The organism is Kitasatospora sp. NPDC004531 (assembly GCF_053602195.1).
The window spans coordinates 15,343-29,483 of the sequence record NZ_JBSGDD010000003.1; the positions used below are offsets into that span (position 1 = coordinate 15,343).

Annotated in this window: 9 protein-coding genes; all 9 read right to left on the minus strand. The window is 74.6% G+C overall.

Annotated features, from left to right (window positions below; all coding sequences use genetic code 11):
* Window positions 1-51: 51 nt before the first annotated feature.
* The 9 genes from ACWEMJ_RS02280 to ACWEMJ_RS02320 all read right to left on the minus strand — a co-directional run bounded on the left by ACWEMJ_RS02280 (window position 52) and on the right by ACWEMJ_RS02320 (window position 14,084).
* Window positions 52-1,452 (minus strand): MFS transporter, encoded by a 1,401-nt coding sequence (locus ACWEMJ_RS02280; RefSeq protein WP_452135027.1) that lies wholly within the window; start codon window positions 1,450-1,452, stop codon window positions 52-54.
* 138 nt (window positions 1,453-1,590) lie between these two features.
* Window positions 1,591-4,107 (minus strand): SpoIIE family protein phosphatase, encoded by a 2,517-nt coding sequence (locus ACWEMJ_RS02285; protein WP_452135028.1) that lies wholly within the window; start codon window positions 4,105-4,107, stop codon window positions 1,591-1,593.
* Window positions 4,108-4,237: 130 nt separating this feature from the next.
* Window positions 4,238-4,873 (minus strand): TetR/AcrR family transcriptional regulator, encoded by a 636-nt coding sequence (locus tag ACWEMJ_RS02290; RefSeq protein ID WP_452135029.1) that lies wholly within the window; start codon window positions 4,871-4,873, stop codon window positions 4,238-4,240.
* 52 nt (window positions 4,874-4,925) lie between these two features.
* The gene (locus tag ACWEMJ_RS02295; protein ID WP_452135030.1) at window positions 4,926-6,503 is read right to left on the minus strand and encodes an AMP-binding protein; all 1,578 of its coding nucleotides are present in this window, start codon (window positions 6,501-6,503) and stop codon (window positions 4,926-4,928) included.
* Window positions 6,504-6,658: 155 nt separating this feature from the next.
* On the minus strand, window positions 6,659-7,489 hold the full coding sequence (locus ACWEMJ_RS02300) for an inositol monophosphatase family protein (RefSeq protein WP_452135169.1): 831 nt from the start codon (window positions 7,487-7,489) through the stop codon (window positions 6,659-6,661).
* Between the two features lie 82 nt (window positions 7,490-7,571).
* Window positions 7,572-8,762: an acyl-CoA dehydrogenase family protein gene (locus tag ACWEMJ_RS02305; protein WP_452135031.1), complete on the minus strand. Its 1,191-nt coding sequence runs from the start codon at window positions 8,760-8,762 to the stop codon at window positions 7,572-7,574.
* A gap of 34 nt (window positions 8,763-8,796) precedes the next feature.
* Window positions 8,797-10,746 (minus strand): acetyl/propionyl/methylcrotonyl-CoA carboxylase subunit alpha, encoded by a 1,950-nt coding sequence (locus ACWEMJ_RS02310; RefSeq protein WP_452135032.1) that lies wholly within the window; start codon window positions 10,744-10,746, stop codon window positions 8,797-8,799.
* A gap of 36 nt (window positions 10,747-10,782) precedes the next feature.
* Entirely contained in the window at window positions 10,783-12,381 is a 1,599-nt protein-coding gene (locus ACWEMJ_RS02315; protein WP_452135033.1) for an acyl-CoA carboxylase subunit beta, read from the minus strand.
* Window positions 12,378-14,084 (minus strand): acyclic terpene utilization AtuA family protein, encoded by a 1,707-nt coding sequence (locus tag ACWEMJ_RS02320; RefSeq protein WP_452135034.1) that lies wholly within the window; start codon window positions 14,082-14,084, stop codon window positions 12,378-12,380. Before ACWEMJ_RS02320 ends, ACWEMJ_RS02315 begins: the two co-directional genes overlap by 4 nt.
* Window positions 14,085-14,141 lie beyond the last annotated feature (57 nt).

Sequence of the window (14,141 nt, forward strand, 5' to 3'; positions counted from 1 at the left end):
CGCTTCGCTGGGGGTACCCTCACGCGCCCCCGGTCTGTGCGCTCCCCTTCGTCAGGGCCGCAGCGCAGCCATGAGCGCGAGCAGCACGAAGCCGATCACCACCGCGAGGCTGAGCTGGAAGGCGCCCGGATAGTCGGCGGGCGTGTGCAGGTGGCCGAAGAAGGTGGCTCCGACGGTGGCGATGCCGGCCGCGGAGCCGATCCGCTGCGCGGTCTGGAGGACGCCGCCGGCGCTGCCGGCCCGGGCGACGGGGACTTCGTTCAGGGTGAGGGCCTGGTTCGGGGAGACCACCAAACCGCTGCCCGCGCCGGCGAGCAGCAGGGGCAGGGCGGTGGCCCAGCCGACCAGGGGGCCGTTGAAGAGGTGGACGGCGAGGGCGGCGAGGCCCAGGCCGACGGCGACGGTGGCGAGGCCGAAGGCGATCAGGTGGCGGCCGTAGCGGACCACGACGCGTCCGCCGACGGTGGAGGCGACGGCGGAGGCGAGCGCGAAGGGGGTGATGGCGAGGCCCGCGTACAGCGCGCTGTAGCCCCGGCCGGACTGCAGGTACAGCGTGAAGACGAAGAACACGGCGGTGAATCCGGCGAAGTACAGCAGCGAGACCAGCGACCCGGCGGTGAAGGAGCGGGTGCGGAACAGCTCGGGGTGGACCAGGGGTTCGCGGTGGCGCGCGTACCGGCGCTCCCACAGGGCGAAGACGGCCAGCGCCACCGCGGAGCCGGCCAGCAGCAGCCACTTGCGGGGGTCGTGCCACTGGGCCTGGACCAGCGGGAGCAGCAGCAGGACGGTGCCGGTGCCGAGCAGCAGCACGCCGACCGGGTCGAAGTCGCGGCGGGCGCAGGTGTCGGGGGTGGGGGCGGGCAGCAGGCGGTGGGCGAAGGGGAGGGCGGCGACGCCGATGGGGAGGTTGACGTAGAACACCCAGCGCCAGCCCTCCTCGGCGCCGAACGCGGCGATCAGCAGGCCGCCGAGCAGCGGGCCGACGGCGGTGGAGAAGCCGATGGTGGTGCCGAGCAGGCCGAACGCGCGGGCGCGTTCGCCGCCGCGGAAGAGCTGCTGGATGAAGCCGGAGACCTGCGGGACGAGCAGGCCGCCGGACATGCCCTGCAGCAGGCGGGCGATCACCAGCCACTCCTCCGACCGGGCGGCGCCGGCCAGCGCGCTGGTGGCGGTGAACAGGGCGAGGCCGGTGAGGAAGACGGGGCGGCGGCCGACGGCGTCGCCGAGCCGCCCGGCGGGGACCAGGACCAGGCCGAACGCCAGCGAGTAGCCGGACAGCACCCATTGCAGCCCGGCCTCGGACATGTGCAGGCCGGCCCGGACGGACGGCAGCGCGACGTTGACGATCGACACGTCGAGCAGCGTCATGAAGCCGGCCACCAGGCACACGGCGAGGGCCTGCCAGCGGCGCACCTCGGTGGTCGGGTCGCCGGCGGTGATGCGCTGGGCCATGTGGGTGTCCTTCCGTCCGGCGTCCAGTCTGGGCGGCGCGGACGGTGGCGGACGGGCGGCGCGCCGGAGCTGACGGCCGGTCGGGGGCGGCCTGTCAGGGGCGGGCGGTCAGGACGGGCGGGCTGCGGCGGGCGGGTGTCAGCCGGAGCGGTACGGCAGTTCGATCTCGGCCCAGACGACCTTGCCGTTCCGGGTGGGGCGGGTGCCCCAGCGGTGGGCGAGTTCGCTGACCAGGTGGATGCCGCGGCCGCCCTCGTCCTCCTCGGCGGAGCTGCGCAGCCGGGGCGGTTGGCCGCCGGCGTCGGAGACTTCGAGGGTCAGGGTGCGGTCGCGGAACAGGCGCAGGCGGCGGGGGGCGTCGGCGTGCAGCAGGGCGTTGGTGACGAGTTCGCTGACGACGAGTTCGGCGTAGTCGGTCAGGGTGCCCAGGCCCCAGGCTTCCAGGGTGGTGCGGGTGAAGCGGCGGGCGCGGGAGGGCAGCGGGCCTTCGGTGGGCAGGTCGAGGGTGGCGATGCGGTCGGCGGGCACCGGCAGCGCCCGGGCCATGATCATCGCGATGTCGTCCTCGGTGCCGTCGGTGACCAGGGCGGAGAGTGCGGCGTCGCAGCTCTCCTCCAGGGTGCGGCCGGGGGTGGCGAGGGTGCGGGCCAGCAGGTCGATGCCCTCGTCGATGTCGCGGCCGCGGCGTTCGACCAGGCCGTCGGTGTAGAGCGCGAAGGTGGAGCCGGGGGGCAGCGTGAACTCGGTGGATTCGAACGCGCCGCCGCCGATGCCGAGCGGGACGCCGGGCGGCAGGTGCATCACCTCGGCGGAGCCGTCGGGGTCGACCCGGACGGGCGGGAGGTGGCCGGCGGAGGCGATCACCACGCTGCGGTCGACGGGGTCGTAGACGGCGCACACGCAGGTGGCGAACTGGCCGTCGCCGATCGCCGAGGCGGTCTCGTCGAGGCGGCCGAGGACCTGTTCCGGCGACAGGTCGAGTGTCGCCAACGTCCGTGCGACGGTACGGAGTTGACCCATCGTGGCGGCGGCGCGGATGCCGTGGCCCATCACGTCGCCGACCACCAGGGCGACGCGTCCGCAGGACAGCGGGACGACGTCGAACCAGTCGCCGCCGACCTCGCTGACCACGCTGGAGGGCAGGTAGCGGTGGGCGATCTCCAGGCCCAGGGTGCGGTGGATCTCCTGCGGCAGCAGGCTGCGCTGCAGGGTGAGGGCGGTCTCGCGTTCGCGCCGGTACAGGCGGGCGTTGTCGATGGCGAGGGCGGCGCGGGCGACGAGCTCCTCGGCGAGGGAGAGGTCGGCGGCGCCGAACGGCTCGGGGTTGCGGGTGCGGATGAACTCGGCGCCGCCGAGCACCATGCCGCGGGCGACCAGCGGCAGCAGCAGGTAGGAGTGGATGCCGGCGGCGAGGCCGGGCGCAACCCGGTCCTCGCTGGGGACGATGCCGCGCAGCACGTCCTCGTCGACCTGCGGTTTGAACAGCGCCCGGCCGCTGCGCAGGCACTGGGTGTAGGTGCGGTCGGGGCCGTACTCGGCGGTGCCGCCGACCTGGTCGGCGGCGCCGGTCAGGCTGCTGCCGTAGGCCTCGCCGACGGCCAGCGCGCGGACCTGGACGGCCTTGCCGGGCTGGATGGGGGCGGGTTCCTCGCCGCGCACCACGGGCTCCAGCAGGTCCACGGTGGCGAAGTCGGCGAACCGGGGGACGACCGCCTCGACCAGTTCCTCGGCGGTGCGCTGCAGGTCGAGGGTGGTGCCGATGCGGGCGCCGGCGGCGGCCAGCAGGGTCAGGCGCTCCTGGGCGCGGGCGGCGCGGGCCTCGGCCCGGAAGCGCTCGGTGACGTCGATGATCGAGGACGAGATGCCGAGCACCCGGCCGGTGGAGTCCTCCAGCCGGAAGTAGGACGCCGACCAGGCCCGGTCGCGGCGCGGGTCGGCGGGGACGCGGCCGTGCGAGCGGGCGTCTATGACGGGCTTTCCGGTGGCCAGCACCTGCCGCATGACGGCTTCGACCTCGGCGGCGTTGATGCCGGGCAGCACGGCGGTGATCCGCCGGCCGAGGTGCTGTTCGACGGTGAGGCCGTTGATCCGGGCGAGCGCCTCGTTCAGGCGGACGAAGCGCAGGTCGGTGTCGTAGACGGCGAGGCCGATCGGCGACTGGTGGAAGAAGCCGTCGAAGACCGCCAGGTCGGACTCCACCTCGTGCAGGGCGTGCACGTCGGAGGCGGTGGCCAGCAGCAGGGTGCGGCCGTCGGGTCCGGCGATCGGATAGGTGTGGAACTCCAGTTCGACGCTGGAGCCGTCGCGACGGCGGACCCGGTGGGTGCCGGACCAGCCGTGGCCGGCGAGCAGTTTGCCGAAGAGCTTCTCGCCGGCGTCCGCCCCCTCGTCGGCGAGCAGCAGCCGGACGGGGTGCGTGCCGAGCGCCTCGCGGGCGGACCAGCCGGTGAGGGCCTCCGCCTCCTCGCTCCAGTGCAGGATGCGTCCGTCGTCCTGGACCAGCGCGGTGGCCAGCGGGACCAGGCGGTGCCCGGCCAGGCGTGCGGAAGCGGCGTCCGCCGCGTCGCGGCCGGGCGTCTGTTCGAACCCGTGCGTGCTCAGTTGGCCACCTGCCCGGCTACCTTCCCCGGCTCCGCCGGTCCTTCCGGCTTCCACCAGACTGCACGGCCTGTCGCACGCCTGCGACTGGTGGTCGTGCGGGCGACGTGACCGAAGGTCGAAGTCTCCTTGATCGGGGCCTTTCGGGGCAAGGGGGAAGCGGTGATCTGCCGGTGGTCGCCGCCGGTCAGGGCGCTGCCGGGGGGTTGCGGTCGGCGAGCGCGGCGTCCAGCAGGCGCGACCACTGGCGGACGATGCCGGCCCGGCGCGGCGCGTCGTCGGTGAGCAGGTTGGCCAGGCCGAGGCCGCGGGCGAGGTCCAGCGTCGCCTGGACGGTCTCCCGGACGCCGGCGGCGCCCTCGTCGGCGCCCAGGCATTCGACGGCGGCCCGGTGCGCCTCGCGGCCGACGTGGTTCTCCAGGCTGACGATCCGCGCCCGCAGCTGCTGCTCGGTGGCGGCGGCCACCCACAGGTGCAGGGCGGCCCGGAACAGCGGGCCGGTGTACAGCCGGACGATCATCTCGACCACCGCCTCGGTGCGTTCCGGGCCGGGCGGCGGCAGCTCCCGCACGTGCTCCAGGACGGCGGCCAGCCGCTCGGCGGCGACGTGTTCGACGGCGGCGGTGAACAGGTCCTCGCGGGTGCGGAAGTGGTGCTGGGCGGCGCCGCGGGTGACGCCGGCCCGCTCGGCGACCACGGCGACGGTGGAGCCGTTCCAGCCGACGTCGGCCAGGCACTCCACCGCCGCCTCCAGCAGGCGGCGGCGGGTGGCGCGGCTGCGGTCCTGCTGGGGGGTGCGGGCGGCGGGGGTGCTGGTCGTCATCGGCGGCTCCTGCTCGGCGGGGCTTCTCGGCTGTCCCGATCCTCCCAGACGGCTACCCGCGCGCGGCGCGCTCGCGCAGTTCGCGGCGGAGGATCTTGCCGCTGGCGGACTTCGGCACGGCGTCCACGAACTCCACCTCGCGCACCTTCTTGTACGGGGCGACCCGGCGGGCCACGTACTCGACGACCTCCTGCTCGGCGAGTTCGCAGCCGAACGCGCGCACCACGTACGCCTTGGGGCGTTCGGTGCCCTCGGCGTCGGTGACGCCGATGACGGCGGCGTCGGTGATGGCCGGGTGGGTGAGCAGCAGGGCTTCGAGTTCGGCCGGGGCGACCTGGTAGCCCTTGTACTTGATGAGTTCCTTGACCCGGTCGACGACGTACAGGTAGCCGTCCGCGTCGACGTGGCCGACGTCGCCGGTGTGCAGCCAGCCGTCGGCGTCGACGGTGGCGGCGGTGTCGGAGTCGCGACCGAAGTAGCCCTTCATCACCTGCGGTCCGCGGAAGAGCAGTTCGCCGTCCTCGCCGGGGCCGAGGTCGCGGCGCGGCTCGTCGAAGGACAGCACCCGCAGTTCGGTGCCGGGGACGAGGCGGCCGACGGTGCCGACCGGCGGGTGGGGCTCGTGCGGCGGGACGACGTGGGTGACCGGGGAGAGCTCGGTCATGCCGTAGCCCTGGAGCAGGTGCGGCAGGCCCAGGCGGCGGGCGCAGGCGGCGGCGAGTCCGGCGTCCAGCGGGGCGGCGGCGCTGAGCACGTAGCGGACGGAGGACAGGTCGTAGCGGTCCACCAGCGGGTGCTTGGCGAGGGCGAGGGCGATCGGCGGGGCCACGTAGACGGCTTCGATGCGGTGTTCCTGGATGGCGGCGAGGAACTGCTCCAGGTCGAAGCGGGGCAGCACGACGACGGTGGCGCGGGCCCGCAGCGGGCGGTTGAGCAGGGCGGTCAGGCCGTAGATGTGGAAGAAGGGCAGGACGGCGAGGATGCGTTCGCCGGGGGTGGTCTTCAGCAGCGCGTCGACCTGGGCGAGGTTGGTGGAGACCGAGCGGTGGGTGAGCATCACGCCCTTGGGCAGGCCGGTGGTGCCGCTGGAGTACGGCAGCACGGCGAGGTCGGTGGCCGGGTCGAACGCGGGCTCCGGTTCGGGGGCGTCGACGGCGGCCAGGTCGGCGAGCGAGCGGTGGCCGTCGGCGCCGTCGCAGACGAAGATCTCGGCGACGGGGTGCTCGGCGGCGGCTTCCAGGGCGACGGGCAGGAAGGCGGCGATGGTGATGATCCAGCGGGCCCCGGAGTCGCGCAGCTGGCCGGCGAGTTCGGCGGCGGTGGCCAGCGAGCTGACGGGGGTGACGGTGGCGCCGGTGCGGGTGGTGCCGTAGAACGCCAGCGGGTAGGCCACGGTGTTCGGGCTGAACAGCGCCACCACCTCGCCCTTGCCGATGCCCGCGGCGGCCAGGCCGGCGGAGATCCGGCGGCTGCCCGCGTCGAGTTCGCGGTAGCTGACGGTCCGTCCGGTGAGCGCGTCGACCAGGGCGGGCCGGTCGGCGTGCTCGCCGGTGGCGCAGTCGCCGAGGACGGCGTCGTGGATGGGCCGGTCGAGCGGGGCGACGGTCGGGTAGTCGCTGTGGAACACCATGCGGGCCTCCGGGGCGGGCTCGGCGGTCGGGGTGGCGGCGGGTGCTGCTCGGTGCGTGCGGGGGGTGCTGCTGGATGCTGCTGCTCGGTGCTGCGCGGCGGTGCGGGCCCAGGCTGCCGGGGACGGGAGGGGCGCAGGCAGGGCGCGTGGCGGGCTTACGGGGTCGCGCGGCGGTCGGCCTCCCGGTACTGGCGGTGGACCAGGTCGAGCAGCCGGGCGTGGGTCTCGGCGTCGGCGGCGGCCAGCAGGCCGCCCTCGCCGCTGTGCGGGGGCTTGCCGCGCAGGTCGGTGACGGTGCAGCCGGCCGCCTCGCACAGCGCGAGGCCGGCCGCGAAGTGGACGCTGTCGGCGAGGTGGCCGTCGGTGAGGTAGGCGGCGCGCCGGCCGGCGGCGACCCAGGCGACGGCCAGCGTGCTGGAGACCACCCGGGGGCGGAACGCGGATTCGAAGTCGGGGTCGGTGAGCAGGCGTGCGGCGCGGAACGCGGCGGCGTTCGGGTACGGCGGGTCGAGGTTGAGGTCGACCAGGGCGGAGTGCGCGCTGGGCGCCAGCGGGGTGTCCTGCCCGTCGTGGCGCAGGTACGCCCGCTCGCCGTCGGTCCAGTAGGTCTCCCCCGTGTACGGGTCGGCGGTGGCGGCGGCGAGCGTCCGGCCGGGTGCGCGCAGGGCCACGTTGACGGCCACCAGGTGGGTGCCGACGGCGTAGTTGAGGGTGCCGCAGAGCGGGTCGATCAGCCACCGCCGGTCGGCGTCGGCGGCGCCGGTGCGGCCGCTCTCCTCGCCGGTGAACGCGTCGTCGGGGCGGGCGGCGCGCAGCAGGTCGAGGATGGCGGCCTCGGCGGCCAGGTCGGCGGCGGTGGCGAAGTCGCCGCCGCCCTTGTGGTGCTTCTCGGCGGTGGCCCAGGCGTGGGCGCGGACGGCGGCGGCGCCGGCCTCGGCGGCCCGGCGGGCGAGGCCGGCGTCGGTGTGCTCGTCGGACGTGTGCATGATCGTCATGGCGGGAGCGTAGCCGTCCGGTCCGGTGATCCGTCCGTGTGCGGTACGCACCGCCCGCGCTCCTGAGGTGGCGTCAGTAGGACCGGGGCAGGCCGAGGGTGTGCTGGGCAACGTAGTTGAGGATCATCTCGCGGCTGACCGGGGCGACCCGGCCGACCCGGGTGGCGGTGATCAGGGCGGCGAGGCCGTACTCCTGGGTGAGGCCGTTGCCGCCGAGGGTCTGCACGGCCTGGTCGACGGCGCGGCAGGAGGCCTCGCCGGCGGCGTACTTGGCCATGTTGGCGGCCTCTCCGGCGCCCAGGTCGTCGCCCGCGTCGTAGAGGTGGGCGGCCTTCTGGGTCATCAGGCGAGCGAGTTCGACCTCGATGGCGCACTGGGCGAGCGGGTGGGCGATGCCCTGGTGGGCGCCGATCGGCTGGTCCCAGACGGTGCGGGTGCGGGCGTAGCCGACGGCGGTGTCGAGGGCGTAGCGGGCGATGCCGAGGGTGAAGGCGGCGGTCATGATGCGTTCGGGGTTGAGGCCGGCGAACAGTTGCAGCAGCCCGGCGTCCTCGTCGCCGACCAGGGCGTCGGCGGGCAGCCGGACGTCGTCCAGGAAGACCTGGAACTGCTGTTCCGGGGCGGTGAGTTCCATCGGGATGGGGCGGTACTCGAAGCCGGGGGTGTCGCGCGGGACGACGAACAGGGCGGGCTTGAGCCTGCCGGTCCGGGCGTCCTCGGTGCGGCCGACGAACAGCACGGCGTCGGCGTGGTCGATGCCGGAGACGAACACCTTGCGGCCGCTGAGCAGCCAGTCCTGGCCGTCGCGCCGGGCGACGGTGCCGATCCGGTGCGAGTTGGAGCCGGCGTCGGGTTCGGTGATGCCGAAGGCCATCACCTTGCTGCCGTCGGCGAGGCCGGGCAGCCAGTGCCGCTTCTGCTCCTCGGTGCCGAACCGGGCGATCACGGTGCCGCAGATCGCGGGCGACACGATCAGCATCAGCAGCGGGCAGCCGGATGCGCCCAACTCCTCCAGCACGATGGCCAGTTCGCTGATTCCGGCACCTCCGCCGCCGTACTCGGCGGGCAGGTTGACGCCGAGGTAGCCCAACGTGGCGGCCTCGGACCAGAGTTCCTCGACGGGGCGGTGCTCGCGGGCCTTGCGCTGGAAGTACGCGCGGCCGTAGCGGCGGCCGAGTGCGGCGACGGCTTCGCGCAGCGCGCGCCGGTCCTCGGACTCGATCAGCGGGGAGGCGGGCAGGACGGAGTGGCGCGGTGCGGACATCGTGGGTCCTTCCGGGCTGGGGGCGGTAGGTGTGTCAGGGGGCGGTGACCACGGCGAGCACGGTGCCGGTCTCGACCTGTTGGCCCACCGTGACGGGGAGTTCGGCGAGGGTGCCGTCGGCGGGGGCGGTGACCTGGTGTTCCATCTTCATCGCCTCCAGCCAGAGCAGCGGCTGGCCGGCGGTGACGGGCCGGCCGGCTTCGGCGGCGATCCGCACGACCGTGCCGGGCATCGGGGCGAGCAGCGTGCCGGGGGCCAACTGGCCTGCGGGGTCCGGGAACCGGTCGAGCACGGTGAGGGTGTGGTGCTCGGTCGGGGCGTCCACGTGGACCTGGTCGCCGTGCCGGGCGATCCGGTAGCGGCGGCGCAGTCGGCCGACCGCGAGGTCGACCGACTCCGGTGTGCTGCCGAGGAGTTGGACCTCGGGGTGGTCCTCGGCGCGCAGCCCGTCGCGGGTGAGCCGGTAGCGGACGTCGAGTTCGGTGCCGTCGGCGGCGCGGTAGCGCTTGTGCTGCGGCTGGGAGGGCAGGTTGCGCCAGCCGGACGGGGCGACCGGCCAGGCGTGTGCGGCGGCGTCGGCGAGGGCGGCGGCGAGGGCGGCCAGGGGGGCGGACTTGCCGTCCTGGCCGAGGAGTTGGTCGGCGTGTTCGGTGAGGAAGGCGGTGTGCACGGCGCCGTCCAGGAAGGCGGGGTGGCGCAGTGCGCGGACCAGCAGCTCGCGGTTGGTGGCGGGGCCGTGCAGGCGGGTGCGGGCGAGGGCGTCGGCGAGGCGGCGGGCGGCGGCGCCGCGGGTGGGGGCCCAGGCGATCACCTTGGCGAGCATGGCGTCGTAGTGGACGGTGATCCGGTCGGCGCGCTCCTCGCCGGTGCTGGTGCCGATGCCGGCGTCCAGGCGCAGCCCGGCGGGGGCCGGGTGGGGGCCGAACTCGACGTCCACGCCGGGGACTTCGAGCAGGTGGACGGTGCCGGTGGCGGGCTGCCAGTCGCGGGCCGGGTCCTCGGCGTACAGCCGGGCCTCGATGGCGCAGCCCTGCGCGGGGGGCGGGGCGGCGGGGAGCTTCTCGCCTTCGGCGACGGCGAGTTGGAGGGCGACCAGGTCGAGGCCGGTGACGGCTTCGGTGACGGGGTGTTCGACCTGGAGGCGGGTGTTCATCTCCAGGAAGGCGAGCCGGCCGTCGGGGGCGAGCAGGAATTCGGCGGTGCCGGCGCCGCGGTAGCCGATGGCGCGGGCGGCGGCGGTGGCGGCGGCGTGCAGGCGGGTGCGCAGGTCGGGGTCGAGGCCGGGCGCGGGGGCTTCTTCGATCACCTTCTGGTGGCGGCGCTGCAGTGAGCAGTCGCGGTCGCCGACGGCCCACACGGTGCCGTGCGCGTCGGCGAGCAGCTGGACCTCCAGGTGGCGGCCGGTGGGCAGGTAGGGCTCGCAGAACACCTCGTCGTCGCCGAACGCGGACGCGGCCTCGGCGCGGGCGGCGGCCAGCGCGTCGGGCAGTTCGGCGAGGGTGCGCACCACCCGCATGCCGCGTCCGCCGCCGCCGGCCGCGGCCTTGACCAGCAGCGGCAGGTCGGCCTCGGTGGGTGAGGGGCCGACGGTGAGCACGGGGACGCCGGCGGCGGCCATCAGGCGTTTGGCGGCGGTCTTGGAGCCCATGGCGGCGATCGCGGCGGGCGGCGGGCCGATCCAGGTCAGTCCGGCGTCCTGCACGGCGCGGGCGAAGTCGGCGTTCTCGGAGAGGAATCCGTAGCCGGGGTGGACGGCGTCGGCGCCCGCGTCGAGGGCGGCGCGGATCAGCAGGTCGGCGCGCAGGTAGGTGTCGGCGGGCGCGGCGCCGGGCAGCCGGACGGCGGTGTCGGCCTCCTGGACGTGGCGGGCGTCGGCGTCCGGGTCGGCGTACACGGCGACGGTGGCGATGCCGAGGGTGCGGCAGGTGCGGAGGATCCGGCGGGCGATCTCGCCGCGGTTGGCCACCAGCAGGGAGGTGATCATCCGTCAGTTCTCTTTCCTGGAGGGGAGGTTGGTGGCCTACATGCGGAAGACGCCGAAGCCGCGGGCGCCCTCGACCGGTCCGCTGTGGATCGCGGAGAGGCAGATGCCGAGCACGGTCCGGGTGTCGCGCGGGTCGATCACCCCGTCGTCGTAGAGCCGGCCGGAGAGGAACGCGGGCAGCGACTCGGATTCGATCTGCTGCTCGACCATGGCGCGGAGGGCGGCGTCGGCGTCCTCGTCGTAGGGCCGGCCCTTGGCGACGGCGGACTGGCGGGCCACGATCGAGAGCACGCCGGCGAGTTGCTGCGGCCCCATCACGGCGGACTTGGCGCTGGGCCAGGCGAACAGGAAGCGCGGGTCGTAGGCGCGTCCGCACATGCCGTAGTGCCCGGCGCCGTAGGAGGCGCCCATCAGGACGGAGATGTGCGGGACGGTGCTGTTCGACACCGCGTTGATCATCATCGCGCCGTGTTTGATGATGCCGCCCTGCTCGTAGTCCCGGCCGACCATGTAGCCGGTGGTGTTGTGCAGGAACAGCAGCGGCCGGTCGCGCTGGTTGGCGAGTTGGATGAACTGGGCGGCCTTCTGCGACTCCTGGCTGAACAGCACGCCCTGCGCGTTGGCCAGGATGCCGACCGGGTGGCCGTGGACGGTGGCCCAGCCGGTGGCCAGGCTGCTGCCGTACAGCGGCTTGAACTCGTCGAAGTCGGAGCCGTCGACGATCCGGGCGATCACCTCGCGCGGGTCGAACGGCGCTTTCAGGTCGCCGGGGACGATGCCCAGCAGCTCGTCCTCCGGGTACTTCGGCGGCTCGCCGCGACCGGCCCGCGGGGGGCCGGACTTGCGCCAGTGCAGCCGGTGGACGGCGCGGCGGGCCAGGCGCAGCGCGTCGGGTTCGTCGAGGGCGAGCTGGTCGGCCAGGCCGGAGGTGCGGGCGTGCATCTCGGCGCCGCCGAGGGACTCGTCGTCGGCCTCCTCGCCGGTGGCCATCTTGACCAGCGGCGGGCCGCCGAGGAAGACCTTGGCGCGTTCCTTGACCATGATGACGTGGTCGGACATGCCGGGCACGTACGCGCCGCCCGCCGTGGAGTTGCCGAACACCACGGCCACGGTGGGGATGCCGGCGGCGGAGAGCCGGGTGAGGTCGCGGAACAGCGCGCCGCCCGGGATGAAGATCTCCTTCTGGCTGGGCAGGTCGGCGCCGCCGGACTCCACCAGGTTGACCAGCGGGAGGCGGTTGCGCAGCGCGATCTCGTTGGCCCGCAGGGCCTTGCGCAGCGTCCACGGGTTGGACGAACCGCCGCGCACGGTGGGGTCGTTGGCGGTGATCACGCACTCGGTGCCCTCGATCACGCCGATGCCGGTGACCAGCGACGCGCCGACCGGGTGGTCGCTGCCCCAGGCGGCCAGCGGCGACAGCTCCAGGAACGGCGAGTCCTGGTCGATCAGCAGCTCGATCCGTTCGCGGGCCAGGAGTTTGCCCCGACCGCGGTGCCGCTCCACGTAGGTGGGGCCGCCGCCGGCCAGCGCCTTGGCATGCTCGGCGTCGAGGGCGGCGAGCTTCTCCAGCATGGCGGCGCGGTGGGCGGTGTACCCGGCCGCGCCGGTGTCCAGCCGGGTGGGCAGTACGGTCACAGCAGTGCCTCCGGGATGTCGAGGTGCCGGGAGCGCAGCCACTCCCCCAGTGCTTTGGCCTGCGGGTCGAACCGGGCCTGGGCGGCGACTCCTTCGCCGAGCAGTCCGCGGACGGTGAAGTTCACCGCGCGCAGGTTCGGGAGCAGGTGCCGCTCGATGGTCAACTGCGCGGTCTCCGGGAGGAGTTCGCGGAGCCTTTCGGTGGTGAGGGTGTGCGCGAGCCAGCGCCAGCCGGCGTCGCTGCGGGCCCACACGCCGAGGTTGGCGTCGCCGCCCTTGTCGCCGCTGCGGGCGCCGGCCACCCGTCCGAGCGGGGCGCGGCGGGTCGGGCCCGCTTCGGGCGGCGGCGGCAACTGCAGCTGCTCCGAAGGGAGTTGGACGCCCTGCCGGGGCTCGGCGGGGACGGTGACGCGTGCGCCGCCGGGCAGGTGCGCGAGGTGCTCGACCTCTTTGGCGTCCAACTCCCTTGCCTCGAACACCCCGTAGGGTGCGGCCGGGGCGGGCGGCGCGGTCAGGTGGAAGCCCGGGTAGCCGGCCAGGCCGAGTTCGACGGCGGCGGCGGTGAGGGCGCGTCCGACCTTGGCCTCCTGCGGGTCGCGGGCGGTGAGGCGCAGCAGGGCGCTGGCGCGTTCCTCGGTGTCGGCGTCGGGGTGGTCGGTGCGGGCGAGCGTCCAGCGGAGCTCGGCGGGCGGGTCGGTCAGCGCACGCGTCAACTGCCGTTGCACGAGGGCCGCTTTGGCCTCGATGTCGAGTCCGGTGAGGACGAACACCAGCTCGTTGCGGTAGCCGCCGAGCCGGTTCAGGCCGACCTTGAGGGTGGCCGGCGGGCTCTCGCCGCGCACTCCGTCGATCCGCACCCGGTCGGGCCCGTCCGGGGTGAGCGTCACGGTGTCCAGGCGGGCGGTGACGTCGGGGCCGAGGTAGCGCGGTCCGCCTGTCTCGTACAGGAGTTGGGCGGTGACGGTCTCCACGGTCACCGCGCCGCCGGTGCCCGGGTGCTTGGTGATCACGCTGCTGCCGTCGGCGTGCAGTTCGGCGAGCGGGAAGCCGGGGTGGTCGAGGTGCTGCCCGTGTTCGGCGAAGAACGCGTAGTTGCCGCCGGTGGCCTGCGCGCCGCACTCCAGCACGTGTCCGGCCACCACCGCGCCGGCCAGGGCGTCCAGGTCGGCGGGGGTCCATCCGTAGTGCGCGATGCCCGGCCCCGCCACCAGCGCGGCGTCGGTGACCCGCCCGGTGACCACCACGTCCGCGCCGGCCCGCAGGCACTCGGCGATGCCGAACGCGCCCAGGTAGGCGTTGGCGGCCAGCAGCGGGCGGTGCGGGTCGTCGCCCGTCCAGCCGAACTCGGCGGCGCGGGGCAGCAGTTCGTCGCCGCCGACGTGGCCGATGCGGGCCCGGACGCCGTGCCGGTCGGCGAGTTCGCCGAGTGCCTCCGCGAGCCGGGCCGGGTTGAGGCCGCCCGCGTTGACGACGATCCGCACGCCGCGGTCGATCGCCTCCGCGAGGCAGTCCTCGGCCTGCCGCAGGAACGTCCGCGCGTAGCCGAGGCGCGGGTCGCGCAGCCGGTCGCGGGCCAGGATCAGCATGGTCAGCTCGGCCAGGTAGTCGCCGGTGAGGACGTCCAGCGGGCCGCCGGTCAGCATCTCCCGGAACGCGCCGAACCTGTCCCCGTAGAACCCCGAGGCATTCCCGATCCGCAGCACCGCGCACCTCCTCGACTCCCGTTCGACGGACGGCCGTTCGCCCCGCTCGGCGAACGC